At 61.5% G+C, this 25,982-nt stretch carries 24 protein-coding genes and 2 pseudogenes; 13 read left to right on the top strand and 13 right to left on the bottom strand.

Annotation, left to right across the window (positions count from 1 at the left end; genetic code table 11):
- Window positions 1-16: 16 nt before the first annotated feature.
- A complete protein-coding gene (locus tag DIE15_RS07315; RefSeq protein ID WP_124832794.1) occupies window positions 17-997 on the bottom strand; it encodes an aminotransferase class IV in 981 nt (326 codons plus the stop codon).
- A gap of 566 nt (window positions 998-1,563) precedes the next feature.
- On the opposite strand from DIE15_RS07315, the gene DIE15_RS07310 reads away from it, so the two are divergent.
- Window positions 1,564-3,024, top strand: a complete 1,461-nt coding sequence (locus tag DIE15_RS07310) for an aldehyde dehydrogenase family protein (RefSeq protein WP_124832793.1) — start codon at window positions 1,564-1,566, stop codon at window positions 3,022-3,024.
- A 174-nt stretch (window positions 3,025-3,198) separates the two neighbouring features.
- On the opposite strand, the gene DIE15_RS07305 is transcribed toward DIE15_RS07310, so the two are convergent.
- Complete coding sequence (locus tag DIE15_RS07305; protein WP_124832792.1) at window positions 3,199-3,798, bottom strand: TetR/AcrR family transcriptional regulator; 600 nt, start codon at window positions 3,796-3,798, stop codon at window positions 3,199-3,201.
- A 584-nt stretch (window positions 3,799-4,382) separates the two neighbouring features.
- Window positions 4,383-5,012 (bottom strand): TetR/AcrR family transcriptional regulator, encoded by a 630-nt coding sequence (locus DIE15_RS07300; protein WP_057923876.1) that lies wholly within the window; start codon window positions 5,010-5,012, stop codon window positions 4,383-4,385.
- 782 nt (window positions 5,013-5,794) lie between these two features.
- On the opposite strand from DIE15_RS07300, the gene DIE15_RS07295 reads away from it, so the two are divergent.
- The 5 genes from DIE15_RS07295 to DIE15_RS07275 all read left to right on the top strand — a co-directional run bounded on the left by DIE15_RS07295 (window position 5,795) and on the right by DIE15_RS07275 (window position 10,386).
- Window positions 5,795-6,652, top strand: coding sequence for an NAD(P)-dependent oxidoreductase (locus tag DIE15_RS07295; protein ID WP_260428193.1), 858 nt, complete (start codon window positions 5,795-5,797; stop codon window positions 6,650-6,652).
- Window positions 6,653-6,673: 21 nt separating this feature from the next.
- Window positions 6,674-7,552 (top strand): phytanoyl-CoA dioxygenase family protein, encoded by an 879-nt coding sequence (locus tag DIE15_RS07290; protein ID WP_057923874.1) that lies wholly within the window; start codon window positions 6,674-6,676, stop codon window positions 7,550-7,552.
- A 442-nt stretch (window positions 7,553-7,994) separates the two neighbouring features.
- The gene (locus DIE15_RS07285) at window positions 7,995-9,143 is read left to right on the top strand and encodes an MFS transporter (RefSeq protein ID WP_124832790.1); all 1,149 of its coding nucleotides are present in this window, start codon (window positions 7,995-7,997) and stop codon (window positions 9,141-9,143) included.
- A gap of 204 nt (window positions 9,144-9,347) precedes the next feature.
- Complete coding sequence (locus tag DIE15_RS07280) at window positions 9,348-10,037, top strand: hypothetical protein (RefSeq protein ID WP_124832789.1); 690 nt, start codon at window positions 9,348-9,350, stop codon at window positions 10,035-10,037.
- A 52-nt stretch (window positions 10,038-10,089) separates the two neighbouring features.
- A complete protein-coding gene (locus tag DIE15_RS07275; RefSeq protein WP_082664532.1) occupies window positions 10,090-10,386 on the top strand; it encodes an EthD family reductase in 297 nt (98 codons plus the stop codon).
- 305 nt (window positions 10,387-10,691) lie between these two features.
- Here the strand turns inward: DIE15_RS07275 and DIE15_RS07265 are convergent, their stop codons facing one another.
- From DIE15_RS07265 to DIE15_RS07250, 4 genes and pseudogenes are all read right to left on the bottom strand, one after another.
- Complete coding sequence (locus DIE15_RS07265; protein WP_057923871.1) at window positions 10,692-11,960, bottom strand: aminotransferase class III-fold pyridoxal phosphate-dependent enzyme; 1,269 nt, start codon at window positions 11,958-11,960, stop codon at window positions 10,692-10,694.
- Window positions 11,961-12,730: 770 nt separating this feature from the next.
- Window positions 12,731-13,018: a hypothetical protein gene (locus DIE15_RS07260; protein WP_124832788.1), complete on the bottom strand. Its 288-nt coding sequence runs from the start codon at window positions 13,016-13,018 to the stop codon at window positions 12,731-12,733.
- Between the two features lie 10 nt (window positions 13,019-13,028).
- Window positions 13,029-13,286: pseudogene (locus DIE15_RS07255) on the bottom strand (SDR family NAD(P)-dependent oxidoreductase); the annotation flags it as partial.
- 105 nt (window positions 13,287-13,391) lie between these two features.
- On the bottom strand, window positions 13,392-14,267 hold the full coding sequence (locus DIE15_RS07250) for a phytanoyl-CoA dioxygenase family protein (protein WP_124832787.1): 876 nt from the start codon (window positions 14,265-14,267) through the stop codon (window positions 13,392-13,394).
- A 502-nt stretch (window positions 14,268-14,769) separates the two neighbouring features.
- Between DIE15_RS07250 and DIE15_RS38120 the strand changes: the two are divergent.
- Window positions 14,770-15,114 (top strand): annotated as a pseudogene (locus DIE15_RS38120) (gamma-glutamylcyclotransferase); the annotation flags it as partial.
- Between the two features lie 207 nt (window positions 15,115-15,321).
- On the opposite strand, the gene DIE15_RS07240 reads toward DIE15_RS38120, so the two are convergent.
- Window positions 15,322-16,221, bottom strand: coding sequence for a LysR family transcriptional regulator (locus DIE15_RS07240; protein ID WP_124832786.1), 900 nt, complete (start codon window positions 16,219-16,221; stop codon window positions 15,322-15,324).
- A gap of 440 nt (window positions 16,222-16,661) precedes the next feature.
- Here DIE15_RS07240 and DIE15_RS07235 point away from each other — a divergent pair, with 440 nt between their 5' ends.
- Together DIE15_RS07235 and DIE15_RS07230 are read left to right on the top strand one after the other, a co-directional pair.
- Window positions 16,662-17,753: an SDR family oxidoreductase gene (locus DIE15_RS07235; protein WP_124832785.1), complete on the top strand. Its 1,092-nt coding sequence runs from the start codon at window positions 16,662-16,664 to the stop codon at window positions 17,751-17,753.
- A 390-nt stretch (window positions 17,754-18,143) separates the two neighbouring features.
- Window positions 18,144-18,356, top strand: coding sequence for a hypothetical protein (locus tag DIE15_RS07230; protein ID WP_124832784.1), 213 nt, complete (start codon window positions 18,144-18,146; stop codon window positions 18,354-18,356).
- 51 nt (window positions 18,357-18,407) lie between these two features.
- Here DIE15_RS07230 and DIE15_RS07225 read toward each other — a convergent pair whose 3' ends face one another.
- The 4 genes from DIE15_RS07225 to DIE15_RS07210 form a co-directional block, all read right to left on the bottom strand.
- Window positions 18,408-18,710, bottom strand: coding sequence for a hydrogenase maturation factor (locus DIE15_RS07225; RefSeq protein WP_124832783.1), 303 nt, complete (start codon window positions 18,708-18,710; stop codon window positions 18,408-18,410).
- Between the two features lie 86 nt (window positions 18,711-18,796).
- Window positions 18,797-19,219, bottom strand: a complete 423-nt coding sequence (locus DIE15_RS07220; RefSeq protein ID WP_057923865.1) for an NUDIX hydrolase — start codon at window positions 19,217-19,219, stop codon at window positions 18,797-18,799.
- A 99-nt stretch (window positions 19,220-19,318) separates the two neighbouring features.
- On the bottom strand, window positions 19,319-20,707 hold the full coding sequence (locus DIE15_RS07215; protein WP_124832782.1) for a nucleobase:cation symporter-2 family protein: 1,389 nt from the start codon (window positions 20,705-20,707) through the stop codon (window positions 19,319-19,321).
- 142 nt (window positions 20,708-20,849) lie between these two features.
- Complete coding sequence (locus DIE15_RS07210) at window positions 20,850-21,800, bottom strand: LysR family transcriptional regulator (RefSeq protein WP_124832886.1); 951 nt, start codon at window positions 21,798-21,800, stop codon at window positions 20,850-20,852.
- A gap of 133 nt (window positions 21,801-21,933) precedes the next feature.
- Here DIE15_RS07210 and DIE15_RS07205 point away from each other — a divergent pair, with 133 nt between their 5' ends.
- From DIE15_RS07205 to DIE15_RS07190, 4 genes are all read left to right on the top strand, one after another.
- Window positions 21,934-22,650, top strand: coding sequence for an SDR family oxidoreductase (locus DIE15_RS07205; protein WP_124832781.1), 717 nt, complete (start codon window positions 21,934-21,936; stop codon window positions 22,648-22,650).
- Between the two features lie 196 nt (window positions 22,651-22,846).
- Window positions 22,847-23,182 carry a putative quinol monooxygenase gene (locus DIE15_RS07200; RefSeq protein WP_057923862.1) on the top strand — a complete coding sequence of 112 codons (336 nt, stop codon included), beginning with the start codon at window positions 22,847-22,849 and terminating at the stop codon, window positions 23,180-23,182.
- On the top strand, window positions 23,179-24,336 hold the full coding sequence (locus tag DIE15_RS07195; RefSeq protein ID WP_124832780.1) for an iron-containing alcohol dehydrogenase: 1,158 nt from the start codon (window positions 23,179-23,181) through the stop codon (window positions 24,334-24,336). The genes DIE15_RS07200 and DIE15_RS07195 overlap by 4 nt, the downstream gene beginning before the upstream one ends.
- A gap of 41 nt (window positions 24,337-24,377) precedes the next feature.
- Window positions 24,378-24,962 (top strand): putative glycolipid-binding domain-containing protein, encoded by a 585-nt coding sequence (locus DIE15_RS07190; RefSeq protein WP_057923860.1) that lies wholly within the window; start codon window positions 24,378-24,380, stop codon window positions 24,960-24,962.
- A gap of 20 nt (window positions 24,963-24,982) precedes the next feature.
- On the opposite strand, the gene DIE15_RS07185 is transcribed toward DIE15_RS07190, so the two are convergent.
- Entirely contained in the window at window positions 24,983-25,975 is a 993-nt protein-coding gene (locus DIE15_RS07185) for a sulfonate ABC transporter substrate-binding protein (protein ID WP_057923859.1), read from the bottom strand.
- Between the last annotated feature and the right edge of the window lie 7 nt (window positions 25,976-25,982).

Raw genomic sequence — 25,982 nt, 5'->3', positions numbered from 1 at the left:
TCGAGTGGCTTCCGGCTTATGCCGGGACCGACGAGAAGTATTCGGCCGGCTGCGCGTGCCATCCTGCCCAACGCTTCTCCCAGTAAAGGTTGTGAATCTTCTCGGAGATCGGGCCGGGGCCGTTGCGATTGCCGAGGGGCTGATCGTCAACGGCGCTGACGGGCATGATTCCGCCTGCGGACGAGGACGTGAATGCTTCATCGGCTTCGCGCAACTGGGTCGCGGTGTATTTGCCGATGTTCACCTTGATGCCGAGCTCGGCGGCGATGTCGAAGACGCTCTGGCGCGTGATGCCCAGCAGACAGCCTTCAGCCGGGGTATAGAGCTCCCCGTTCTTGGCGAAAAAGACATTGGCACCGGCTGCTTCGGTGAGGTTGTCGCTTTCATCGACGAGAACTGCCCAGTCCTTTTCCTGTGTCATGGCTTCGAAGAGGGCGAGCTTCATGTCCATCCAGTGGAAGTTCTTGGCCGTGGGATCGACAGCCTTCGCGGAAATGCGGTTATACAGCTTGCTGATCAGCAGGTTCGAGCCTCGCGTACGGACCTCGTCGTCCGCCTGGAAGAAGAACGGCACGGCAAAGGCAAACATGGCGTTCTTCATTGCGCTGCGGTCGCGGCGATCGACGCTCAGCGGACCGCGGGTGACGCACCACCAGACGTATGCGTCCTTCAGGCCGGCGTTTCGCACGAGATTGTGGAGGATTTCCCTGACCTGATCGCGATTGAACGGATTCTCGAGGAAGAACTTCGCCGACGATTCTTCCATGCGCGTGAGGTGATCGTCGAGCCGGAAGAAGTTGCCTCGCGAGACGGTGACGACATCGTAGGCCGCATCGGCATGCAGGAATCCCGCGTCGACGAGCGGGACGGTCGCTTCGGTGATGGGGACATAGTTGCCGTCGCAGAACGCACTGCCGTCTTCGTAGCGGGGTTCATGCGGAGCGCGAGCATGCAACGGGTTCTCATGCATGATCTGCTGTACTTGAATGATTGCCATGGTAATTACCTTTCGCTCCCGAGGGAGAATTGTGATTCGACGTTGACGTCAATAAGCGGCCGGATCGCGGTGCATTACTTTACGGATTGCTTGCTTCTCGGCTATCCGGCGCGAAGTCTGACACATGACTTGATCAATTGACCTTGTAGTAGAAAATATTGCTCGAAAAATTCCTTGTCGATGAAGGTTAACCCTCTGTGATGCACGCTTGGGTACTCGAACGGCGCGCTGGCCTGAACTCACCGCCCAGTGATGGCTGAATGCTCGCGTCGGTAGACCCAACCGATTCGCCCGGGAAAGCAGCTTCGGCTTGTGGCGGACTTCGCTGGAAGTCGCCTCGTGGTCTCGTCTTCGTCATCGTCCGGTCGCACTCACTTCAGATCTTTCTGCTGCTGCATGGCTGTTCGTTCCCTGAAGCGTCTTACTTTGAAGTGCCGGTGGCAATACTGATTATTACTGAGTCACGTGACTTGGCCAAATGATCAAAAAGGCGATAGTATGAATCTTCCCGGGCGATTCGGCGGCTGAAGACTCGCCCCCGAGACCAACTGACATGGAGCGAGCTGATGCCGATTTTTGAAGAAGACCATCTCCGCAGGGCGTTCATAGGCGGCCGTTGGGTGGAGCCGGCGAACGGAGGCATTGAGCACGAAATCATCAATCCGGCGACTGGCGAAGTCTCCGGCGTGCTGCTCTTCTCTGACGAGGCGGATGTGAACCTGGCTGCGAAGGCGGCGCATGACGCCTTCGCGGCATTCTCGACCACGCCTCTTGTTGAGCGGCTCCAGATGCTCGAGCGCGTGATCGGTGCCTACACCGAGCGGTTGCAGGATATGGCGGACGCAATCACGCTCGAGATGGGCGCACCGATGGACGCCATTTCTCGTCCGCTTCAGGCGGCGTTGGGGCTCTGGCACCTCCATACGACCCTGGAAGTTGCAAGGCAGTATCCGTTCGAACGAACCCAGGGCACGTCGCGGATCGTGAAGGAGCCGGTGGGGGTTTGCGGGTTGATTACGCCATGGAACTGGCCAATGAACCAGGTCATGTGCAAGGTTGCGCCGGCGCTGGTTGCGGGTTGCACGATCGTGTTGAAGCCCAGCCAGAATGCACCGTACTCGGCCATTGTCCTTGCCGAGATCCTTGAGAAGGCAGGCGTACCTCCCGGCGTATTCAATCTCGTGCAGGGTTCCGGGCAGCGCCTGGGAAGGGCCATCGCTTCCAGCCCGCTGATCGACATGGTGTCGCTGACGGGTTCGACGAGCGCTGGCGTGGAGGTCGCTCAGGCCGCAGCAACGACGATCAAGAGGGTGACGCTGGAGCTAGGCGGAAAATCGGCGAACATCATTCTGGATGGCGAAAACTTTCAGCAAGGCGTCACGCATGGGGTGCTCCAGATGATGGCCAACTCCGGTCAGACATGCACCGCGCCATCGCGAATGCTGGTGCCGGCGCATCGCCTCGAGGAGGCGGAACAGATTGCGGTCGGTGCGTGCGGGCAGGTCGTCGTCGGCGATCCGCGCGATCCCGGTACAACCATGGGGCCCATGGCGAACCAGCGTCAGCATCAAAAGGTGCAGGAAATGATCCGGGTGGGAATCGACGAAGGCGCGCTTCTCCTGTCTGGGGGGCTTGGCAATCCTTCCGGGCTTGAAAGGGGCTACTACGTCAAGCCGACGATCTTCAGCCGCGTGAACAACCGCATGAAGATCGCAACCGAGGAGATCTTCGGCCCAGTATTGGTGATCATCCCCTATCAGGACGAATCAGACGCCGTCGCCATCGCCAACGACTCGCCGTACGGATTGTCCGGCTACGTCTACGGTGACTCGATCGAACAGGCGGAAAGTGTTGCAAGAAAATTGCGGACCGGGATGGTACATTTGAACGGCGCGGCCGTTGATATCGCGGCACCGTTCGGTGGGTACAAGCAGTCCGGCAATGGTCGAGAGTGGGGCTACGCCGGCATCGAGGAGTTCCTGGAGACGAAGTCCATGTTCGGCGCGACGCCGGGCGCCGTCAGCTAGCTGGAATCGACGCCGGGCGCCCATTTCGGATGGGCGCCCGGCGTCTGGGTTCGTCCGTCTCCGGAACGGTAACAAGATCGAAGCCGGCCATGGGGTGGGGTGCAGAGCGAGCGTGCATCGCGTCGGCTCGATCAGGTTGTCGGCTTTTGGCGCAATGACGTATCGCGTCGATTTTCAAACCTGTATGGTCGACTTCGAGATGGCGGTGGCAAACGCCTCCAACGCTGAACTTGCACTATTCAGGTTCGCCCTGAGCCGATGGATATTCGTTTCCGCGTGCCAGCTGTTCAGCAATCCATCGATCAGGATGATGCTCATTCTGGCTACGGGTTCAATCATGTCACGGTTGACTTGCGGCGCGCACTTGCCCAAGTAGGCGATCGTTCGCTCGACAGTCTGGACATAGGTTTTCAACGCGAAATCCGGGCGATGACGTTCCGCCCACTGGATCAGTTCCGACTGCGCCCGGGCGTATGAGGGATTCTGCACGAGCCATTCGACTATCTTGCGCAGCTGCCATCCGGCAAGTTCGCCGAAAGACTGGAATTCAATATCAGCGGGAGCGTTCGTCGCGAGAAGATCAAACAGGGATTCGTAAACCGCGTCAAACAGATCGTCCTTGGTATGAAATACATAGTGGAGCGATGCCAGAGGGCAGCCTGCGGCTTCAGCGATTCGGCGCGTGGTGGCTCCAGCGACGCCATGCGCGGCGATGACCTCGACGGCAGCGTCAACAAAATCTTGTCGCCGCAACGCAGCGCGAACTCTTGTCATTGGTAAACTCCGGTACCCGAAAAACCCTCTTCCGTCCACGTCATGCAGCCGTGTAGCGTTCGTTCGAGATACATGGTCAAGCGACCATAAACGTCGTGAATTATGTCGGCTTCTTGAAAGTTTGTCTATGGACGGGCCGGGCCACTGGTGTCCCGAATATCCAGTTCGTTCGGTCGAGCCGTTTCCAGATGGACTGATCCAATGACTTGATCAAATGATCGGTTAAAGTTAAACGGACAGAGGCTTGCCGTCGATGGAGGTAAACCCGTGGGCGAAAGGGGCGCAACGTAAGCCTTGAGGCTGCCTGGAGCGTCAGGTCTCTATGCGGATGGAAGCTTGATGCCTGGCGGCAGTTTGTGCGAAGTCTCGGCGATGCCTGTTACCTCGCGTCGCACGTGCCGCAGTTGGACGCGAGTGACGTTTACTGACAGCACCTTCGAGCAGAGCCTGCGAATAGGGCGGCGCATGAAACGACGTTGCAAACGTCATGCGCCGCGAGCCGTGTGGACATTTTGAAGAGGCGATGCGACGTTGCTGCCGTGAGGCTACCGGGAAGCCGGCGCCTCGAGGCAGATGGCAGCAACTTACTGCTTCCGTACCGACTTGCGAGGGGGCTTGGCAGTAGAGCGAGCGTCCGAAAGTGTCGCTGCATAGGAAGCCAGCATCCTGCTGGCATGGTCGACATCAGCAGCCAGACGTTTCGGATCTTCCTGGGCAAACCAGGAGAAAAGCAACCCGTCGATCAGGATAATGGTCAACCGCGCGATGGCATCCAGTGCCTTGGCATCCGCACGAGGCTCGGCGGAGGACAGGTTGCCGCGGGCGCCTTCGAGGGAAATGCGAAAGGCGCCAATGGCCACATCGGGCTGATGCCTGAGTGCCCAGGTAAACAATTCTGACTGAGTCTTCGCGTATGTCGGGTTTGCTTCGAACCAGGCCATCACGGAGCGCAGGTTGAACTCCGCCAGGTCAGACAGGGTGCCGTGCTCCGGAGCCTCCGGGCTATCCGAGCGGATCAGGTCGATCAAGGACTCGTAGACAGCGAATAACAGTTCGTCCTTCGAGTGAAAGACGTAGTGCAGGGAAGCCAGTGGGCACCCTGCAGCCTCGGCGATGCGGCGGGTCGTGGCACCCTTCACACCGTGCTCTGCAATAACCGCGACAGTCGCCGCTACGAGGTCCTGGCGGCGGACTTCAGCCCGTACTCTCTGCATAGGCCAGAGCTCCGTTTTATGTCTTCGTCCAAAGGCGCTACCCGTGCTGGGGTAGTCGAATTCTCGGATATTAGCATGACGATGAGCAGCATTTCGCAAGCAACGTAAGGCATTGTCCTGCTCGGATGTGGCGCACCTATGGCGGTGCGAGAAATGTCGTTCGCTGGTACGTGCCGGGCATGGCTACGGTGCCGGTGTGTCGCGGTGCCAGGCCAACATCACGAAGCCGACGCGATTCGGCCGCATGCTTCGGGAACCAGGAGCGCACTCATTCATCGGGCATCGGCCCGGCTCATCAAGCGATGCGCCGTTTGTCGAGCAGCGCTGCGTTCCCGTTTCGATGATGCTGTCTCGGGAGATGCGCAGGTGCGGTGACCGACGTGTGTGCACGAAAAGACAGCCATGCGCGTCGTGGAACGGGCGCAGCCGCGTTGGCTTGTACGGTGCTTTCATGAGGGGGCTAATGGAAACTCCGTATTCCAAATGTCCTGTCGAGGCATAAGACTCGTGCCTGTAGATTCGTGGTCATTTGATCAAGTCAACCTCTCTGCACCGCTGACGTGACTTTGTGGGAATCACTTGGTGCGGCTGATTCCCCTCTCCGGGGCATAGGTCTCGCCACAGGGCGCGTCAACTGCAATGCAGGGACGGACGAACACTTGAATCGGGTTGGCATGTGCTTTGCTTGACAGTCATTTGATCAAGTCAAAAGATCATGTTTGTTGACTTGAGCGATGGCTGTTTCTTGGTGGAGTGGTCAACGGAAACGATAGGGAATGCGAATGAGCAATTTGATTGCTGTCTTGGGCCTGGGGGCGATGGGGGCTGCAATTTCCACCTCTCTGATTGAGGGAGGCGCGCCGGTCGTCGTCTGGAACAGAAAAGCGGAGAAGGCACAGTGCGTGCGTGAACTGGGCGCTCGCGTTGCCGATAGTGCCACGGCAGCCTGTGCTCAGGCGGATGTCATCGTTGTCGTGACAGCGACACCGATTGACCTCGCGGCGGACTTCGAGGAGTTGGGCGAGCGCCTGAAAGGGAAAACGGTTGTCAATCTGGCAACGGGGCGGCCGTCGGAGGTCCAGACACTGGATCAAATCGTGAGTGGCGCTGGAGCGAAATTCATCAGCGGAACAATTCAGTGCTTCCCGCCCGAGATCGGCGGCGAGAACGCCGTCATCCTTTTTGGTGGCGAAGAAAAGATCTGGAACGAAGTTGAACCCCTGCTTCGGAAGATCGCGCCGCAATCCACATACGTCAGTACAAGACCCGACGTGCCGAACGTACTCGACGCCGGGTTGACGGGGACCTTTGTCTTTGGTGCTGGCGCGGCCTTCCTGGAAGGTCTCAGATTCGTGGTGAATTCAGGCATTTCGATCGACGAGATTCGTGACCTGATTCCAACCTATATCGCCGGTCAGACTCGCTTCATCGAAGGTCTGTTCGAATCCGTGTCGGCTTCCGACTATCAACCACGGGGCGCAGACCTGGACATCTACGCGCGAGCGACCGGTCAGTTCCAGCAGGCGCAGGAAGACATCGGACATCCGCCGAGAATTCTGAAGGCTATCCGCGAGCAGATCCTGTCATCCATTGCAGAAGGCGATGGTGACCGAGGATACGCTGCACTTTTTAACCAGTAAAAATCTGTTGGAGGAATCATCATGTCATTGCAACGCCTTTCCAGTAATAGCACTCCTGAAGATCTTGCGAATGCAGTTCGGCAAGATGGCGGAGCGATCGTCAAGAACTTTCTCGATTCCGACTTGCTTGCGCGAATCCAGCGTACGCTCTTTGACACGCTCGAGTCCGCTCCGAATGGAGTAGACGAATACTTCGCAGGTACGCAGACGCGTCGCGTCTCGCGCCTCTTCGCGCGTACCGACTGGATGGCCGAGGTTGCCTTGCACCCGCTCTACCTGGGCGCGGCGCGCAGTATCCTGCAGACGCCGATCAAGATCTGGAGCGGTGAGAACCAGATCGATATCGCTCCGGATATTCAGGTGGGGGTGACGCAAGCCATTCAGATTCTGCCGGGTCAAGGCCTTCAGCCGTTGCATCGAGACGACTCGGTATGGCTTTGGCGGCACCCGAACTATGGGCGTGAAGCGAGGTTCCAGGTCATGGTGGCAGTATCCGACTTTACGGAGGCAAACGGCGCCACCGTTGTCATCCCGGGTAGCCACAAGTGGGATGACGAGCGCATGCCCAAGCAGGAGGAAGCCGTTCCCTCGGTAATGTCCGCTGGCGATGCCCTTTTCTTCATTGGCTCCACTTATCACGGCGGCGGGCAGAATACCAGCGATGCACCGCGAACCGGCCTGACGATGTCCTATGACCTGGCGATCCTCCGGCAGGAAGAAAACCAGTATCTCACGCTGCCGATTGAACGCGTGAAGCGCTATCCGGAAGAACTGCAGCGATTGCTCGGCTGGACGTACGGAACGACTTTTGCCGGCTTTGTCGAGCGTAACGGACAAATGTCGGACCCGAACGACCTGCTGAAAATGAAGGATTTCCTCGAGGTCGGGCATTTCGATTAACGGATGTGATGTGTGGTGGGATCCTGGCCCGGTTCTCAGATGGAAATCGGGCGATTCCATCGCGTAAATGCATCGCGGGCGGTCGGTGGTGCTCGCCGCTACGGCTGATGGCGCGCTTGCACTACAGACAATCTCGGGATACGACGTCGCACCGGAAAGGCCACAGAAGGGCGAGGTTCGTCATCCAGAACATAGGCATTCCGGATTCGGCATGGCATCCACTTCGTATTATCAATTGCCGCATCGGTATCGATCTTGGCTGGTTGTAAGCGTTGCCGCGCCAGCTGATATTTCGGTTGGCGAAGAGCGGGCAAGGTTGGTATTGCGATTTTTCGGTCGAATGAAGCAGTCTTCGAAACAGTGCAAGTGTGGATGCGAGCGGGAGGGCGATTTCGATGCCTCGACACGATCTCGCATTCGTGCAAATGACAAGGAGTAGATCGTGAATTACGAAATCAAGGGAATCCGAAAAATCGCTCTGCTTTATACAGGGGCCGTGGTCTGGACGCCAACCTACCTGCTTCCATTCAACATCGAAGAATCGATGGCCAGGTTCGGACTGTCCGAAAGCAGCGCGGGATGGCTTGCGTCCGCGGTACTTCTCTGTCTTTCGCTCTCCATCGTCATTTTTGGACGGCACATGGCGACGTTGAACAAGAGGACGGGCGCGCGTACTGCGGCGGCGCTTGCCGTTCTGTCGACTTGCGCGATGTTTTCAAATAATTTTTATGTATTTGTCGCCGCAAAACTGGTTCTCGGAGTCGCGTTGGGCGTGAGTTGTGTTTGCGCGTACGGAGTGATTTCACACGTCAGGCACCCGGAGAAGGTCGCGGCACAAGTTGCCGTGGCGATGGCCGTCATATTTTCTCTTGCGATGTACGTTGTACCGATCATGAATGTGAAGATGGGCAGTATCGGAGCGGATGCCGTCCAGCTCGCCATCGTCGTGGCGGCTCTGTTCTTCGGGGCATTCATGCATCCTGCCATTAACGCAAGCGAGGAAGATGTCGCGAAGGATGCCATCAGATCCAATGACGTCCGGGGGATTCTGGCCAGCGCATTTTTCATCTACGTTTCGCAGACGGCCCTCATGGGATTCGCCGCGGAGGTCGCTGCGACTCGAGGTGTCGAAGCAGAGCAACTCGGCGTTCTGTTCATGGTCAATGCCGCAGTCCAATTGCCGGTGGGAGTAGCAGTCACGTGGCTGGGTGATCGGTTTGGCTTGTTCAAGCCGATCGCCTTGGGACTCGCGCTGTTGATCGCATGCAGCATCGGTATGTATTGCGTGGGCGGCCGGTGGGCGTTTCTCGTATCGACGGCCCTCGTCAGTGCCGGTGCGACATTGGTTGCCCCTTATATGGTGGCTGCACTCTCAAAAATGGATTCCAGCGGGAGAAGCACGGCGACCTGTGCGTCGGCAATCAATCTTGGCCTGGCAGTGGGCCCCGCGATTGCTGGCACGGTGTTCAGTGTGGCCGGTTTGCGCGCGGTCGGCTGGCTCTCCGTCGGGTTGCTGGTGGTGCCGATCTTTCTGACCAGCGTTGCGATCCGGCAGCTCAAGTCACGACATTCCCAGGCAGCTATCGCCTGACGCGAGAGGCGAAGCGATCGACTTGCTGCACGAACGTACCCGGTCCGTCGCGGGCGCCGGGGGGGCGCCTGCCGCCTGCCATGCCAGTGCCAAACCAACCTGTATCGATAGCGCCATCTCGCGTCGAGAGGTGATGCAGGGATGAGTATTGACGTGGTCAAGCGTAATGGTTGCCCAAATTCTCGATGATCACTGGAATTTGCCATGGAACTCAAATTTTATCTTTACTGTCTTGCCGACCTCGCATTGATCACGACTTCCCTCGTCTATGGCGTGAAGCTTCTCAAGAAGCGCAACTGCCTCCTCGGGTTCGAGTGGCTGGTGACGACGTTCTCGGCAACGAATTTGATGATCAATGCGTTGACCGGTAAGCCCATTTTTTTAAGTGTCTCGCTTTTTTGCGATGCATTTTCCAGAGGATTCGGCGTACCCGTTATCACCATCGCGGGCATGATGGCTGTTACGCATCGATATAAACCATCGATCGTCACGGATGCCGTGTATGTGGTGGGTGCGCTGGCGGGAACCATCGTTGTGTGGGCAGCAGATTTCATGGTTGAACCCAAGCCCTATTTCTATCTGGTGATGTGGTCCTTGTTCTCGGTATATCTCGTTTACGTTGTCGGGAAGTTGCTGAGAATTGGCGAGAAGCGCAACGCCGTGAGTGTGATCCTGGCACTGGTCGCCACGCAAATTATTGCGAGCACCTATGATTTTTACCATATACCTGGCGACAGCGATCACATGATTTTTTATATCTTCGCGCTGCTTTCCTGGTCTTACATGTCCGTTTCGTTGTATTACGCCTATTGTGCGCTGGAGCGCGCGCACGAAAAGGAGATGAACCTCATTCGAGGTTATACCCTTGGCAGTCTGGGACGAAATCCGCAGTGATTGCCGCGCCCCTCGCCGGAATACCTTGGGCCGTTCATACAGGAGAATAGATGTGGCTACGTTGATCGTGAGCTATCCGGCAGTAGCGGGTGTGACATTTGATCGCAAGTACTATCTTGCAACGCATGCCTCGCTTGTACGGGCAGCGTGGGGCGAGTTTGGCCTGCAGTCGGCGGAGGTTCTGTTTCCGGCGCCGGGTCCACAGCCCTTTGCATGCATTACGGTACTGCGTTTCAGCGATCAGGCCGGAATCGATGCCGCGCTGTCTTCTGCCAGAACGGCTGAGGTGGTCGGCGATGTGCCGAACTTCACCAATGTCCGGCCGACGGTCTTCCGTGCAGGCACTTGATCGAGCAGTCGATGAGGGACGCCCTTCCAGTGAGGGCAGAAGGTCTGATGCCAAGTGTCCGCGTGGACACATGCACTCAACCTTTGATGGCAGAGAGACAAGGCTTTCAAAGCAGAAGGGCGATTGGCCGCGGACGAGATAGGCGACGGGAATTTGGCGAAGACACGGTTCGAGAGCGGATCGTGCCTTGCCTGGAGCCACGTGTATCGATTGATCGAGCTGCCATTCAGGGCTGTATTGCCGGGCGAATTCGCCCGGCAATACAGCCTTCGGCCGTGGGCCGAAGGCTCATGAAACATCCGGCACTAACGCTGCACGGTGTCCAGGATATCCAGACGGTTCAATGCAACCGATTTCTGCTTGATCGTGCCAAACGCTGCTTCGGTCGCCTCGAGCGTACGCGCGATGTCTTCGTCGGTATGGCTCGCCGTGAAGAACATGTTGTGCCACGGGTGGAGATAGGCGCCATTTTTGATGACTTCCGAAGCCCACGCCCGGCCGCGCGACACGAGCTCGTCGTCACCCGCGAAAAGCATCTGGGGCATGACGCTCGGCCCGGTCTGCTTGAGTTCGAAGCCATGCCGCTCGGCTTGTTCGGCAATGCCGGCGCGCAGTTTGTCCGCCAACCGCTTCGTGTGTTCGAGGTAGTCCGTTTCTCGTACCAGGCGCAGCGTTTCGATGGCCGCGGCCATCGGCACAGCGGAGAGCCAGTAGGAGCCCGTGACGAAAATATTCGTCGCGGCCTCGCGTGCCTTGTCGGAACCGAGAACCGCGGCGATCGCGTAGCCGCCGCCGATGGCCTTGCCCCAGCAACTGAGGTCCGGGTGCACACCCCAGTCCGACCATGAACAGTCACGCGACAGGCGCAGCCCCGTACGGACCTCGTCAACGACCAGAAGCGCTTCCTGCTCGTCCGCGAGGCGACGACATTCCTTCGCGTACTCGATCGACGGGAAGAACTGATCGTAGAGCACTTCGTGGCGGAACGGCGTCGCGTAGATGGCCGCTACGTCACCGTCGACGCTCTTGACAGCGGCATTGAGGCTCTCGATATCGTTGTACTCGAAGTAGACGACGTGAGCCCGGTCTTCCTTGGTAATCCCCGTCGTATAGGGCACGTTCCACGGGGACGCACCATGGTACGTGCCTCGTGCAACAAGAATCTTTCGCTTCTCACGATAGGCTCGCGAGATCACCATGGCCATCGAAGTGGCGTCGGAGCCGTTCTTGCAGAACATCGCCCAATCGGCGTGGCTGACCTGTTGAGTGAGCGCCTCGGCGAGCTGGACCATTACCTCACTGGGGCCCGTCGCCGTGTCGATCTTCTGCAGCTGAAGGGCCGCAGCTTGCTCGATCCGCTCGTTGCCGTAGCCGAACAGATTCGTGCCGTAACCACACACGTAGTCGATGTACTTGTTGCCGTCGACGTCCCAGAGATAGGTCCCTTTCGCTTTTGCAAAGTACAGCGGGAAATCTTCCGTCAAATACTTGACGCTCTGGTGACCGTACATCCCGCCAGGGATGACCTTTTCGGCTCTTGCGAACCACTCGTTTTTCTTTGCCAGCCTGTCCATGCTCGACTCCTTGTGAAAAATTCGTTCTGGGAACACCAGATCCGGTATCGGGTCTTATGACTGAGTCAGGTGACCATATACTCGGACGCCCTGAAATTGTGAGGAATGCCGCTTCTGAAATCTCGTGTCTCGCCGACAGATCAATGCGCCGCTTAGCCTGACGTCACGAACGTAGCTTCATTGCGTCGCTTGGCCGAACGTCTGTCGTCGCTTCATGAAATTGATCAAATGACCAAGTCCAGTGTCTACAAATGCCCTCCCGACGGAAATTGGCGTTTTCCACTAGCCCTGCACAGCAGTCGACCAAAGTCATGTTCGGACTGTCGCGGCGATGGTGGAGGAGGCGCGATCAAGGTGAGGATGTGGGCCGGGATTGGGTGGCGCACTTCCGCCAGAAGGTTTCGCCGCGCGAGATCGTGTGGCGTACGGGTGTGTTCGGAAGCACGGTGTGCTCAGGGTTGCGGCAGACTCAACCACGCGGGCAGAAGTATCCGACGCGCGCGAGCCCGCGTCATGGGCACGCGGGCCAACGAACTGTCGGGCCGGTTCAGGACAGAAAGCCGTCGACCGAAGCACGGGCAATGCGCCGCGCGGGTCGTGTTCGACACGATCCGCCCGCAAGGCTACGCCGGCATTTTCGAACTTTCCACGCGAACCCTATTGGGTCGAGTCGTAATGCTCGATGTGGTACAGAACCATGAATCCCGGGCTTAAAACAAAAAGTATCCCGGCGATAAGCGAGAGTACGACAAATAAACGCTTCACCATGATCACGCTCCTGTATTGGATGAGGTGCATTCGAAAATCGAGATTTGGGGAACATCCCCGGAACGGCGTGCAATGCCCGCATTCGATTGGCAGTCGCTCGTGAAGTCGGCAAATGCATTGATCGAAGGCCGATCAATGGAGGGCCAATCGGATACGCCCGGCGCCTTGCTGACGAGGGCAGATAGGCGGGACAGAACAAGTGGGGCGCTTGCATGGCGCTGCCCGTCAGCCGTGTAGCTGTTCAGATCGAAGCGGGTTTTGCCTGCCATCACCTCGAACGCTTCATGCATCGGATTGCTCCTGCGCATTCATGGAGGCGACCTGTTCGGAATCGGTAACCGATGCGCTGCTCGCGACCGCTTTGCCGCCGGCAGCGACGATCTCGTCGACGAGTCGCTGGGCGGCTGTGGCGGAGCCGCCTCTGCCGTTTACGTCGCTGCCCAGATCGTTGACCACGACCTTTGCCCTCAGCCGGGCAAGCAGCCGCGCATGCTCGCGCCCGAGACCAGCGCCCGCGCCGGTCACGATCGCAATGCGATTCGTCAGGTCAATCTTCAAGGGTTGTCTCGCTGGTGGTGATACTGCCGTGGCCTTCGAATGTGCATGACTGGATCCGGGAGGCCATTGCCGCATCCCGGATCGAGGCAGGCCTCTGTTCCTGGCTTAAAGGCCGAGGTGCGTTGCGATATCGTCGTAGTCGACTTGCCACAGGCCCGGCGTGCCAGCGGGGTATTGCGAGCGGAAGCCGATGATTCGCTGAACGCGGTGTGACAGGCGTCGCACGATGTCCATGTCGACGATGAAGGGATACGCTTCCTCCGGAGTCAGGTAGGACGGTTGCATCGGAATCGTGAGCCCGCGCCGGCGCTCGCTCTTCGTTACATTCGCGCCGCCACCGTGGATCACTTTTCCGCTGAACAGCAAAGCGTCGCCGGCGTCCATCTCGGCAGCAATGGTCATCTCGGGCGTACCCTTGCTGTCGAAGTAGTCCTCGTCCCAGTTTTGGCTCCCCGGGATAATTCGGGTGGCACCGTTTTCCGCGGTGAAGCGCGTCAGCGCAATCATGAGGTTGGTAAACACCGTAGGCCCGTTGATTCCGAGCGCGCACAGGGGCGGAAAATTGCCGACATCGCGATGCAGCATTTGCGCTGTGTTGCCCGGGCCGATGTCGATGACCTGTGCGGTCGAAAGCCACCAATCGCCGGACTCTTCACGGTAGAGCACCTCGCCGAGTTCGTGAAAGAGTTCGTCGTCCAGCACGTCCCCAAAAGTCCTGCTGTGCGTGACCATGTTCGTCAGGCGCTTGGTATAGGTGCCGTGGAACTCCTTGATCAGTTCGTTTTCGTGCGACGACCCCTCGCGGAGCCGCTCGAGCGGACCATCGACCTCGCGATTGATGTTCGCGACTTGCTCCTGGGTCAGATAATCCTTGATGCGGACTCCGCCGTATTGATTCATCAGCGACACGATCTCTTGTGCGCTGGTCTGCTTGGGGACGGTGGGGAGAGTGTCCTGAATGTTCTGAATATTTGCGTTCATGTTTGCCTCGAAGTTGCGTGGACGGATAAATCAGAAGCGGCGTCACTTGCTGATTCGGGTGGTGTCAGACGTTAAATTGAATGTTTGACTTGATCAAGTGACTATGTGTGGCGTGGCGTTGTGCCGTAGATTCCTTTCACGCCAGTCGATGGACCGCGGCGTTCTTCCCGCGGTTGTCGCGACCTCTCGGTGATCCGTGGCAAGTTTCCGGAAGCGGCAGACCTGGAGCCATTCGCTGAGGTTTCCGGTGAAGTGGTGTGCTTACGAAATCAATATTGTCAAACGATCAAGTCACATGATCGTGGAAGTTAGCACGGCGTTTTTCGATGAGCGATCATGGTTAACCCGTTCGCTTTCCGAATGGTGTGACGCATTGAAAGTCGGGATGCCGTTTTGATGCGGATGAGCAAACTGTGGTCATGCCTTGAGCTGCAAGTCGAGGCGTAGAGCGGGGACATACGTATCACCGAGGCACGCAATTCGACTTGAGACGGCCGCTCGTATGCGAGGCTTGGTGGCCCAGAGGGCGTCTTCGATTCCTGCAGGGGCGTTGAGCGAGTTGTTGCCATCTCGTTTGCTGTCGAGACGATCAGAAGCGACGCGACAACAGTTCATCGGGGGATGGGGGCTGAATGCGGGAGTCGACCGGAGTAACGTCTGGATTTTTGCTTATGGATCGCTAATCCGGGACCCGATCTTCCCCGTCGCAGAGAAGCGCACTGCCAAAATCCACGGCTACCATCGCGCCTTCTGCCTGAGCTCCGTTGTTGGACGTGGGAGCCCCGATCAACCCGGCATTATGCTGGTGCTCGATGCCGGCGGATCATGTGACGGGGTGGTTCTCAAAATTGGCGGCGACGACAGGGCGCTGAATTGTTCCCGCGCGGCAAGTTGTCATCGAGGAAAGTGCGATGACTCGGTTCGCGCTGCTTTACCGGGAGCGATTCAACGTCGAGGTCTGAGTCCTGAACCGCCTCACGCACAGAATTCCGGATGCCTCCCGGTCCGCCGCTCTTTTCGTGTCCGGCGGAGCTGGCCATATAGAGCAGATCGGTTACTCAATCACCGCCTTGCCGAACAGCCGGGTCTCTATGAAGTTTGCGAAGGCACGCGCCTTCATACTTGCTTGGCGGCCTGTCGGAAACACGGCCCAAAGATCGATATCGGGCAATGCCCAGTCCGCAAGTGCTTCCACGACCTTCCCGGAGCGAAGTTCCGGGGCGAACATCCATTCCGACGCAACAGTGATGCCCAGGTCGGCGAACACCGCTTCCCGCACCCCTTCGGCCGCTGTCATGTGGACGCGTCCTCTTGCGACGATCGACTTTTCTTCTGCGCCGCGCTTGAAAACCCACGTCGCGCCGCCGCCACGCTGATCGTAAATCACGGCCCGGTGCGTGGCGAGATCGTCCGGTGTTTGCGGTTGTCCAGCGTGTGCAAAGTAGGATGGGGTGGCCAGGAGCACCCGACGCCCGCGTCCCAGTTTGCGGGCGGTCAGGGTTGAGTCCGGGAGATCGCCCATGCGTAACGCGATGTCGATGCCGGCCTCGATGAGATCCACGTTGCGGTCGTCCAGGACCACATGAAGATCCAGCGAAGGATGTTGGTCGAGAAAGGCCGGCAGATGCGGCACGACGTGAAGGCGGGCGAACGTCACGGCGGCACAGATCCTCAATCTGCCCGATAGCGTCGCACTTGCACCGCGGGCGGCCAAGTCTGCCTCTTCCGCCTCCTCAAGTGCCCGCTTTGCATGCTCGTAAAAATTTTGCCCCGATTCCGTCGGGGCAAGACCATGCGTCGATCTGAGCAGAAGACGCACGCCGAGCCGCACCTCCAACTGCGCGACAGCCTTGGACACAGCCGGTTGGCCAATTCCAAGTTGCCGTGCCGCCGCCGAAAACGATCCCGTGTCGACGACGCGCACAAAGGCTTCCATAGCCGCGAATCGGTTCATTGCTATTCCTCTTTGGAATGAACGATATCACCGATTCCTGCCTACCACAATCGCGGCGGAATAGGCCAAATGGAGCATCAGACGGAGCACTTCTTTTCCACCGGATAGCAAGGAAAACTGATGCCGAGAGTTTTTGTATTTTCAACGCCCAACAGTGTGCGAGTACCCATCACGCTGGAAGCGGTGCAGCGTGGCATTCACCGCGTAACTGCATTAGTCCCGCAAGACTGATTTCCCAATAGCGTCCGTGCTGTTTCGGCACATTCAATCGGTATTGCTCGGCTGCGTCGCACCCGCCTGTCCTGTACCGGAAGGGCGCGAGCTACGTGCCGAGATCTCGCTCGCACCCGGCCCGCAGATGGCCGGGAATTTCAAGTTGGCGCGCGATCCTCGCGTGCAGAGTGCAGTCATTACCCCTCATACGGAGAAAGGTACGTATTATGAAAAACCAGGTTCTGGTTGTCGGCGCAAGCGGCCTTATCGGCGTAGCGGCGATCGAAGCTTTTCTTGACGCCGGCTGGGACGTCGCAGGCACTTCGAGGCGCAAGCCGGAGTTGCCCAGCGGCCGAAGCTTCGATTTCGTTGCGGCGGATCTGCGCGATGCGTCTTCCGTTCGCGAAGCCATGGCGCACCTCGGCAATGTCACGCATGTCGCTTATGCCGCCCTCTCGGAAAGCGCCGACGACCTGATCGGAGGCTGGTCCAACGCCGAACAGATCAAGACCAACAACGCGATGTTGCGCAACGCCGTCGAGTCGTTGATAGCGGCAAAGGCGCCGCTCAAGCACGTGTCGATCCTGCAGGGGACGAAAGCCTACGGCGTGCATCTCCATCCGATCGCGATTCCGGCACGCGAAAGCGATCCGCGCGATAGCCACGCAAACTTCTTTTTCGATCAGGAGGACTACCTACGCGAAGCCGGGGCTCGCCATGGATTTGCCTATACCGTCCTTCGTCCTCAGTTGGTGACGGGCAAAACACCCGGCGCCCTCAATGTCCTTCCGGCCATCGGTGTCTACGCTGCGATTCGCCGAGAAAAAGGGGAGCCGTTCAGCTTCCCCGGTGGTCCTTCGTTTGTCTGGGAGATGGCGGATGCGGACCTGGTCGGCGAAGTCATGGTGTGGTCGGCAGAGGCGAAGGCGGCTGTCGACGAGACCTTCAACGTCACCAATGGCGACGTGTTCGAGTGGCGAAGCGTTTGGCCGGCGATGGCAAAGACCCTGGGCGTTACCGTGGGAGCGGACGCACCTGCGAGTCTGGCCGCGTACATCCGGCAGAACGCCGATGTTTGGCAGGATATCGTCAGGAAGTACGGGCTGAAGAGTGCTGATTTGCGGTCATTCGTCGCACCGGGCGATCAGCATGCCGATTTCGCGTTTGCGTACGGTGCGCCAGCGGGGCCTGTCGCCTTCGTGAGCACGATCAAGCTCAGAAAGGCCGGCTTCAACGCGGCGGTCGACACACGCGACGCGTTTCAAGCTGCGCTCCAGTCGATGATCGACCAGAAGCTGTTGCCACCCGCGCAAAGCTGACAGCTGCCAGGCAGTCGCGGTCTGCGTTGATCCGGGGGGATTCGCGACTGCGCGGAGCGTTGTTTCACGAAATCCGAACAACGTTCCGCCTCCCCGGGATCCTGAAGATGACAGTGAGGAATCACAATGGCGAGTTGCGCCTGGTTCTGCCGCTCGGCGGACGACCGTCCGAACGACATCGCGATTGCAGAAAGGCATTCATGCGGCGGGATAGTGGGTATTGGCCTTGACGCAGGAAATAGTCCGGTTCAAACACCGTGGAATCCAAAACTTGATTGGTAAAAGCCCCGAATTCGCGCCGGTTATTTCCCCGCTATAGTCGAAGAACGAACGAGAGACGCGGCGGCATGCGCCGACACCGTTCAGGCAATGACTGCAGACGGGTGCTGTATGAAAAACACAATCGAAAAAACTACCGGACCGGTGTGGGGTGTGGCGGCAGGCGTGCTCCTGGCTGCCGCAGGACTGAGTCTCGGGATCTTCCCGAAGGCGCTGAACAGCGCGGGAACCGCGAACGACTTCATGGCATCCGGCGTCGCGATGCTGGGAATCTTCCTCGTCGTCTATTCCACGCACGAACTGCGAAGAAAGCGCCTGCACTGAGTGCCGGCGCGCAGTCGATCCGCAAAAAACCGTCCTGGGCCGATGGATGGCTCAGGGATGCGCTCGCCCTTTGGCCGGACTCGCATCGACCAACAGATCGTCGACGATGATTTCGCCGGCCGCCCGGCCCGCGCGCAACGCATCGAGGGTGTCGTCGAACAGGCGGCCGCCATCGCCCGCGAGGCGGACCGGTGCGAGCAGACGCCGCGCATTGCCGGCCGCGCGCACCTGCACGATCGCGACGAACCCGAACCGCAGCGCGTCGAGCGGCGGCGCGGGGTTGCGCGGCAGATCGAGCCGGAATTCGCAGCGGACGTCGATGGTGTATCCGCGGTAGGTGTACGCACTGTTCATCTGCAGCTCGCTCGGAAGGGAACGCGACGACGGACCGTGGGCGCATGATATCGGCTCGTGCGAGCCGGTGGGGGTGGGGCGTCTACCTACTTGCGGAGTTCGTGCCGGTAGACGAGTTCGACGATGCGCTTCGTCGGGATGCTCGCGCGCAGTTCATCGACGCTGTCGATGCGAAACCACTTGCACTTCTCGATCTCGTTGTTGGGTTGCGGCGCCTGGTCCGGACCGACTGCGGCGAAGAACACGTGATGCACCTTCGCGAGCCCGGTGAACTGCATCGAGTAGACGAGCGTCTGGCCGGCCATGCCGGTCTCTTCCTGCAGTTCCCGATGCGCGGCCTCGAGCGGCGTTTCGCCGCGCTTGATCGTGCCGCCGGGCAGCGCCCAGCGCGACGATGCGCGCGCCACGAGCAAGACCCGTTCTTCGCGGTAGCAGACGACGGTTGCGCGTTCCTTGATTGGAACGGCGCCGGTTTGCGGGACGCTCGTGGAGGCGGGTGCTTGTGGCATGAAAACGATTCTACCGAGCGGCGGGTGTCTGGCCAAGTCAGTATCGTCCGTAGCGACGCGGCCCGTCCGTGGGGCCGCGTCGTCATGGAATCCGTGGCGTTACTTCTGTTCCGGCAGGAACCAGTTCATCACGAGCGCGCAGATGCCGCCCGTCGCGACACCCGATTCCAGCACGTTCTTCAGCGCATGCGGCAGGCTGTTCAGAATGTCCGGCACTTGCGACACGCCGAGACCGAGCGCGAGCGACACCGCGATGATCAGCAGCGCGCGGCGATCGAGCGGGATGCCGGACAGGATGTTGATGCCCGATGCGGCCACCGCGCCGAACATCACCATCGCCGCACCGCCGAGCACGGGCTCCGGCACGGCCTGCAGCGCGCCGGCGACGACCGGGAACAGGCCGAGCACCACGAGCATGCCCGCGATCCAGATGCCGACGTAGCGGCTCGCGACGCCGGTGATCTGGATCACGCCGTTGTTCTGTGCGAACACGGAGCTCGGGAACGTGTTGAACACGCCGGCCAGCAGCGAGTTCGCGCCGTTCACGAGCACGCCGCCCTTGATTCGCTGCATCCACACCGGCCCTTCGACCGGCTCCTTCGAGATCTTGCTGGTGGCGGTGACGTCGCCGATCGCTTCGAGCGACGTGACGAGGTAGATGATCAGCATCGGCACGAACAGCGACCACGAGAAGCCGATGCCGAAGTGCAGCGGCGTCGGGACCTGGAACAGCGCGGCCTGGTGCACGCCGGTGAAGTCGAGGCGGCCGAGCACCGCGGCCGCGGCATAGCCGATCACGAGGGCGATCACGAGCGCGGTGCTGCGCACCCACACGATCGGCACGCGGTTCAGCAGGATGATCGTGCCGAGCACGAGGCACGACAGCGTCAGGTTCTGGGCGCTCGCGAACGTGCCGTTGGCCATCGCGCCGTAGCCGCCGCCCATGCTGATGAGGCCGACCTTGATCAGCGTGAGGCCGATCAGCAGCACGACGATGCCGGTGACGAGCGGCGTGATCAGGCGCTTCACGAACGGCAGGATGCGCGACACGCCCATCTCGACGAACGAGCCGGCGATCACGACGCCGAAGATCGCGGCCATCACGGTCTCGACCGGCGTGCCTTGCTTGACCATCACGCTGCCGCCGGCGATCAGCGGGCCGACGAAGTTGAAGCTGGTGCCCTGCACGATCAGCAGGCCGGCGCCGAGCGGGCCGAAGCGCTTGCACTGCACGAACGTGGCAATGCCCGAAATCACGAGCGACATCGATACGATAAGGGTCGTATCCCGGCTCGATACGCCGAGCGCCTGGCAGATCAGCAGCCCGGGCGTGACGATCGGCACGATGATCGCCAGCAGATGCTGCAGCGCGGCGACGAACGCGACCATCGGCGCGGGCCGGTCATTGGGGCCATAGACGAGGCCGTGCGACGAATCTGCGTCGGCGGCGCCGTGGGCGGCAGATCGGGCGGGGGAAGCGGATTGCATGGCGAGCGGGCCGGACAAGGTGGAAAGTGCGGCATTTTAGCCGAAGGGCCCACCGGCGCCGCCCGGGTGCGCTGCAATAGTCGGGATTCGGGAAAGCGGTGCCGGATCCGTGCCGTCGAACGCGCGGCGCCGTAGCGGTTCGTCAGCGCGCGCGGCGCGGTGCGCGGGCTGTCGGATACGCGCGCCTGCACACGTCGATGACGACATCGCGCAGACGCCGATGCACGGCGTCCCCATGCATGCGCGGATGCCACAGTGCGGAGATCAGGATCTCGGGCAGCCGGACCGGTATTGCGAAGCTGCGCAGCCCCAGTGCGTCCACGAGCCCCGGCGTGAATGCGTTGCCGAGGCTCGAGCGCGGCACGAGCGCAATCAGGTCGGTGCCGGCCGCGACGCGCATCGCATCGGGATAGCCGGGCACCACGACCTGCACGGCATGAGCGGGGGCGAGCATGCCGGCCGGATCGTCCGCCGGCCCGCCGAAATCGCCGAGCTGCGATGCGATCACCTGACGGCAGGCGGCGTAGCGCGCGGGCGTGATCCTGGCCGCCGCGAACAGCGGATGCCCGGCGCGCGCCACCGCGACGTGCCCGTCGTGAAAGAGCTCGCGCGTGTGCAGCTCGGGGGCGTCGTCGCCGCGCTTGCCGATTTCCAGGTCGACCGTGCCGTCGCGCAGCGGCCCCGGATCGCGGTCGGGCTTGGGGACGAAACGCACGCGTACGCCGGGTGCGATGTCGCCGATCGCGGCGACCACCGGGCCGGCGAGCATGTCCATGAACGACGCCGCCGCGCGGAGGGTGAACGTGGACGAGCGTGTCGTCATGTCGATCTCGGCCGTTGCCGGCCGAAGCACGGCGCGCGCGTCGCACGCGATGGCATGCACGCGATCGCGCAATGCCGTCGCGTGCGGTGTCGGCACGAGCTTGCGCCCGGCACGCACGAGCAGTTGATCGCCGGTCGCGGTGCGCAGCCGCGTGAGCGTGCGGCTCATCGCGGAGGTGCTCAGTCCGAGCCGGCGCGCAGCCCCGGTCACGCTCCCTTCGGTCAGCAGCACATCGAGCGCGGTGACGAGGTTCAGGTCGATGTCTTCCATCCGGACAGCATACGACATCGCGCCGCATGGCATGGCGTTTGATGCAACTATCGATTGAATTCGGTGCGTCTGGTGCACTGGATGGTGCGCACCTATAGTGGCTGGATGATGGACTTCGGCAAAGGTGGAACCCATGCAATCGACTGTATCGAACGCCAGGACGCCCTCGATCCTGCTCGTCGCGGCCTCGCGCGGCCTCGGGCTCGCGATGGCGGAGCAATTCCTGAACAAGGGCTGGCATGTCACCGGCACCGTGCGCGCCGGATCGGGGCGCACGAAGCTGCACGCGCTCGCCGAGCGCTTCGACGGGCGGCTCGAGATCGACACGCTCGACATCTGCGAGCCGGCGCAACTGGCCGCGTTGCGCGCACGCCTGGCGGGCCGGCGCTTCGACATGCTGTTCGTGAATGCCGGCACGACCAACGATCCGAACGAAACGATCGGCGAAGTCACGACCGACGAGTTCGTGCGCGTGATGATCACGAATGCGCTGGCGCCGATGCGCGTGATCGAGGCGTTGCAGGATCTCGTGACCGCGGACGGCCTGATCGGCGCGATGTCGTCGGGGCAGGGCAGTGTCGCGAACAACGTCAGCGGCATGCGCGAGGTCTATCGCGGCAGCAAGGCCGCGCTGAACCAGTTCATGCGCAGTTTCGCGGCGCGCCAGGCCGGCACGCCGCGCGCGATGGTGCTGATGGCGCCGGGCTGGGTCCGCACGGAGCTCGGCGGGCCCGATGCGCGGCTGACGATCGACGAAAGCGTGCCGAGTCTCGTGAACGTGCTGATCGGGAAGCAGCGGCGCGCGGGGCTCGAATACCTCGACTACCAGGGGCGCACGGTGCCGTGGTAGCGGCCGGAGCCGCGGGGCGCGCGACGGTGCGCTGCACACGCTGCGCCGATTGCGCCGATTCAATACAATGCGACGTCGAGGCGTCGGCGCCGTGTCGGGCAGCCGGCCGCCATGTTCGATGCGCGGTATCGATGAGCGACCGCGCATTGTGGAATGACGACCCGTCGGCGGGTCACCGGCGAATACGGAGCGCAGCATGAATGAACCTTACCTGCAGGTCATCGCGCATTACTTCGCGAAACCCGGCAACGGCGAGCGCGTGATTGAACTGCTCGCGGAACTCGCGCCGGCCACGCGCGCCGAGCCGAAAAACCTCGACTACGCGTATTTCCGGTCGCCGGTCGACCCGGATCACATCGTGATCCTCGAGCGTTACCGCGATGCCGACGGCCTCGACGTGCATCGGGAAACGCCGCATTTCCAGCGGATCGGTGTCGGCGCGATCATTCCGTTGCTCGATCGCCGCGACGTGACGCGCTACATGGTGCAGCCGGACACCGGCACGGCGACGCCACCGGGAGGCACTCGATGAACCCGTTTCAGTTCCGTACCGTTCCGACGCAGATCGTCGAATTCGGCGCCGCGCGCCGGCTCGGCGCGCTGTTGCGCGAACGCTTTCCGGCGCTCGTGCGGCTGTGCGTCGTCACCGACGCGTTCCTGCATCGCAGCGGCGTGCTTGCGCCTGCGCTCGAGAGCCTGGCCGCGCACGGCTGGCAGGTGACCGTGATCGACGACGTGATAGCCGATCCGCCCGAGCACGTGGTGCTCGAAGCGACCGCGCGGGCGGTGGCGGCCGACGCCGAGATCGTGCTCGGCCTCGGCGGCGGTTCGTCGATGGACGTCGCGAAGCTGATCGCGGTGCTCGCGCCGGGGCGGCAGGCGCTGGCCGACATGTACGGTGTCGACAAGGTCGCCACGTCGCGGCTGCCGCTCGTGCAGATGCCGACCACGGCCGGCACCGGCTCCGAAGTGACGGCCGTGTCGATCGTCACGGTCGGCGAGGCGCGCAAGATGGGCGTCGTGTCGCCGCACCTGTTCGCGGACGTCGCGATCCTCGACGCGGCGCTGACGCTCGGGCTGCCGCGCGCGGCAACGGCCGCGACGGGCATCGACGCGATGGTGCATGCGATCGAGGCCTATACGTCGTCGCGGCTGAAGAACCCGGTGTCCGACATGCTGGCCGCGCAGGCGTTGACGCTGCTGTCGCGCAACCTGCTGAAGGCCTGCGACGACGGCCGCGATCGCCATGCGCGCGAAGCGATGCTGGTCGGCGCGATGTTCGCGGGCCAGGCATTCGCGAACGCGCCGGTCGCGGCCGTGCATGCGCTGGCCTATCCGGTCGGCGGCATCTTCCACGTGCCGCACGGGTTGTCGAACGCGCTCGTGCTGCCGCACGTGTTGCGCTTCAACGCACCGGCCGCCGCGCCGCTGTATGCGGAGCTCGCGGCGATCGTCGCGCCGTCGGCGACGGGCAGCGACGAAGCGAGGACGCAGGCGTTGATCGACGAGATCGATCGCCTGATCGTCGCGACGGGCATTCCGCGCATGCTGCGCGAGGTCGGCATCGGCGAGGGCGACCTGCCGAGGATGGCGTCGGATGCGATGTTGCAGACGCGCCTGCTCGTGAACAATCCGCGCGAAGTGACGGAAGCCGACGCGCTCGCGATCTATCGGCACGCGTGGTGATGCGGCGCGCGTGACTCACCCGATCGACAGGAGACGGCGACATGGCGCAACCGGACGAAGCGGCGCATACGCGGTGCGTCGCATGGCAGATCACGCAGACCTGGCAGGCGGCCGAATGGTGCAGGCTCGTCGAGACGCGCGCGGGCATCGATCTGTCGGGGGCGGTCGCGGGCGCGATCGACGGCACGCCGTTTCGCGTCGACTATGCGATCGTGTGCGGCGCCGACTGGCTGACACGCTCGGCGCGCGTGACGCACTGGCTCGGCGCGGCGCCGCCCAGGCAGCTCGAGATCGAATGTGAAGCGGGGCGCTGGACGGTCGGCGGCGCCGACGCGCCGGCACTCGCGGGTGCGACCGACATCGATCTCGGCTTCAGCCCGTCGACCAATACGCTGCCGATCCGGCGTCTCGGACTTGAAGTCGGCGCGTCGGTCGTCATCCATACCGCATGGCTGCGTTTTCCGGAGTTCGAGATCGTGCGTGGCGAGCAGCGCTATGCGCGCACCGCGCAGCGCGTGTACCGCTACGAGAGCGGCACGTATGCGGCCGACATCGCGATCGACGGCGCGGGCCTCGTCACCGATTACGACGAATGGCGGCGGATCGGCGCGACGCGTGAGCCGTAACGCGTCGCGGCAGCGGTGCGTCAGCGCGCGTTGGCGACCGTCACCTTGCCGGGAATCAGCTTCAGCGTGCTGAACGCGTCGGCGATGTTCTGCTGGTAGGCGAGCGTCGCATCGGTAACGGGCTGCACGCCGTAGCCGGTCCGCTTGAGCGCGACTTCGAGCGTCGGCGCGTCGAGGCCGACGAGCGGCGACAGTTGCGCGGCGACTTCCGGAATGTGGTCGCGTCCCCAGCGATCGACCGCGTCGACTTCCTCGAGCAGCGTGCGCAGCACCTGCGGCTGCGCGGCCGCATACTTGCGCGCGGCGAGGTAGTACTGCGTGTTGCGCACGAGTCCGTCGCCGTTCGCGACCACGCGCGCGCCGAGCTGCCGTTCGGCGGCCGCCAGATACGGATCCCAGATCACCCACGCATCGACGCTGCGCTGCACGAATGCGGCGCGCGCGTCGGCGGGCGTCAGGTAGATCGGCTGGATGTCGGCATACGTGAGGCCCGCATGTTCGAGCGCCTTCACGAGCAGGTAGTGGACGTTCGAGCCCTTGTTGAGCACGACCTTCTTGCCGCGCAACTGCGCGACGGTGCGGATCGGTGAATCGGGCAGCACGACGATCGCCTCGCCGTGCGGTGCGGGCGGTTCGTTGCCGATATAGACGAAATCGACGCCTGCGGCCTGCGCGAAGATCGGCGGTGTCTCGCCGACCGTGCCGACGTCGATCGCGCCGGCGTTCAGCCCTTCGAGCAATTGCGGGCCGGCCGGGAACTCGAGCCATTGCACCGCCACGCCCTGGCTTGCGAGCCGCTTCTCGAGCGTGCCGCGCGCCTTGAGCACGACGAAGTTTCCGTACTTCTGGAAGCCGATGCGCAGCCGCTTGTCGCTGCCCTGGGCCCGTGCGGGCAGGCCCGCGAGCGGGCCGAGCGCGAGCCCGGCCAGCCCGGCGGCCGCGCCGTGCAGCCAATGGCGGCGGCGCGGGTTTGCCGGGGTCGTTTCAAGGTCTGCGTGCGGTGTGTCGTTCATCGAGGCG

It is taken from the genome of Burkholderia sp. Bp9031, from assembly GCF_003857965.1.
Classification (GTDB): domain Bacteria; phylum Pseudomonadota; class Gammaproteobacteria; order Burkholderiales; family Burkholderiaceae; genus Burkholderia; species Burkholderia ambifaria_A.
The sequence above is the reverse complement of the archived record's forward strand: the minus strand, read 5'-3'. Positions and strand labels throughout refer to the sequence as shown.

What these genes read in the sequence shown, in the direction of transcription:
- DIE15_RS07315 (WP_124832794.1), bottom strand. Translation starts at nt 997, where the DNA reads ATGGCAATCATTCAAGTACAGCAGATCATGCATGAGAACCCGTTGCAT.
- DIE15_RS07310 (WP_124832793.1), top strand. Translation starts at nt 1,564, where the DNA reads ATGCCGATTTTTGAAGAAGACCATCTCCGCAGGGCGTTCATAGGCGGC.
- DIE15_RS07305 (WP_124832792.1), bottom strand. Translation starts at nt 3,798, where the DNA reads ATGACAAGAGTTCGCGCTGCGTTGCGGCGACAAGATTTTGTTGACGCT.
- DIE15_RS07300 (WP_057923876.1), bottom strand. Translation starts at nt 5,012, where the DNA reads ATGCAGAGAGTACGGGCTGAAGTCCGCCGCCAGGACCTCGTAGCGGCG.
- DIE15_RS07295 (WP_260428193.1), top strand. Translation starts at nt 5,795, where the DNA reads ATGAGCAATTTGATTGCTGTCTTGGGCCTGGGGGCGATGGGGGCTGCA.
- DIE15_RS07290 (WP_057923874.1), top strand. Translation starts at nt 6,674, where the DNA reads ATGTCATTGCAACGCCTTTCCAGTAATAGCACTCCTGAAGATCTTGCG.
- DIE15_RS07280 (WP_124832789.1), top strand. Translation starts at nt 9,348, where the DNA reads ATGGAACTCAAATTTTATCTTTACTGTCTTGCCGACCTCGCATTGATC.
- DIE15_RS07265 (WP_057923871.1), bottom strand. Translation starts at nt 11,960, where the DNA reads ATGGACAGGCTGGCAAAGAAAAACGAGTGGTTCGCAAGAGCCGAAAAG.
- DIE15_RS07260 (WP_124832788.1), bottom strand. Translation starts at nt 13,018, where the DNA reads ATGCATGAAGCGTTCGAGGTGATGGCAGGCAAAACCCGCTTCGATCTG.
- DIE15_RS07250 (WP_124832787.1), bottom strand. Translation starts at nt 14,267, where the DNA reads ATGAACGCAAATATTCAGAACATTCAGGACACTCTCCCCACCGTCCCC.
- DIE15_RS07240 (WP_124832786.1), bottom strand. Translation starts at nt 16,221, where the DNA reads ATGAACCGATTCGCGGCTATGGAAGCCTTTGTGCGCGTCGTCGACACG.
- DIE15_RS07235 (WP_124832785.1), top strand. Translation starts at nt 16,662, where the DNA reads ATGAAAAACCAGGTTCTGGTTGTCGGCGCAAGCGGCCTTATCGGCGTA.
- DIE15_RS07230 (WP_124832784.1), top strand. Translation starts at nt 18,144, where the DNA reads ATGAAAAACACAATCGAAAAAACTACCGGACCGGTGTGGGGTGTGGCG.
- DIE15_RS07225 (WP_124832783.1), bottom strand. Translation starts at nt 18,710, where the DNA reads ATGAACAGTGCGTACACCTACCGCGGATACACCATCGACGTCCGCTGC.
- DIE15_RS07220 (WP_057923865.1), bottom strand. Translation starts at nt 19,219, where the DNA reads ATGCCACAAGCACCCGCCTCCACGAGCGTCCCGCAAACCGGCGCCGTT.
- DIE15_RS07215 (WP_124832782.1), bottom strand. Translation starts at nt 20,707, where the DNA reads ATGCAATCCGCTTCCCCCGCCCGATCTGCCGCCCACGGCGCCGCCGAC.
- DIE15_RS07210 (WP_124832886.1), bottom strand. Translation starts at nt 21,800, where the DNA reads ATGGAAGACATCGACCTGAACCTCGTCACCGCGCTCGATGTGCTGCTG.
- DIE15_RS07205 (WP_124832781.1), top strand. Translation starts at nt 21,934, where the DNA reads ATGCAATCGACTGTATCGAACGCCAGGACGCCCTCGATCCTGCTCGTC.
- DIE15_RS07200 (WP_057923862.1), top strand. Translation starts at nt 22,847, where the DNA reads ATGAATGAACCTTACCTGCAGGTCATCGCGCATTACTTCGCGAAACCC.
- DIE15_RS07195 (WP_124832780.1), top strand. Translation starts at nt 23,179, where the DNA reads ATGAACCCGTTTCAGTTCCGTACCGTTCCGACGCAGATCGTCGAATTC.
- DIE15_RS07190 (WP_057923860.1), top strand. Translation starts at nt 24,378, where the DNA reads ATGGCGCAACCGGACGAAGCGGCGCATACGCGGTGCGTCGCATGGCAG.
- DIE15_RS07185 (WP_057923859.1), bottom strand. Translation starts at nt 25,975, where the DNA reads ATGAACGACACACCGCACGCAGACCTTGAAACGACCCCGGCAAACCCG.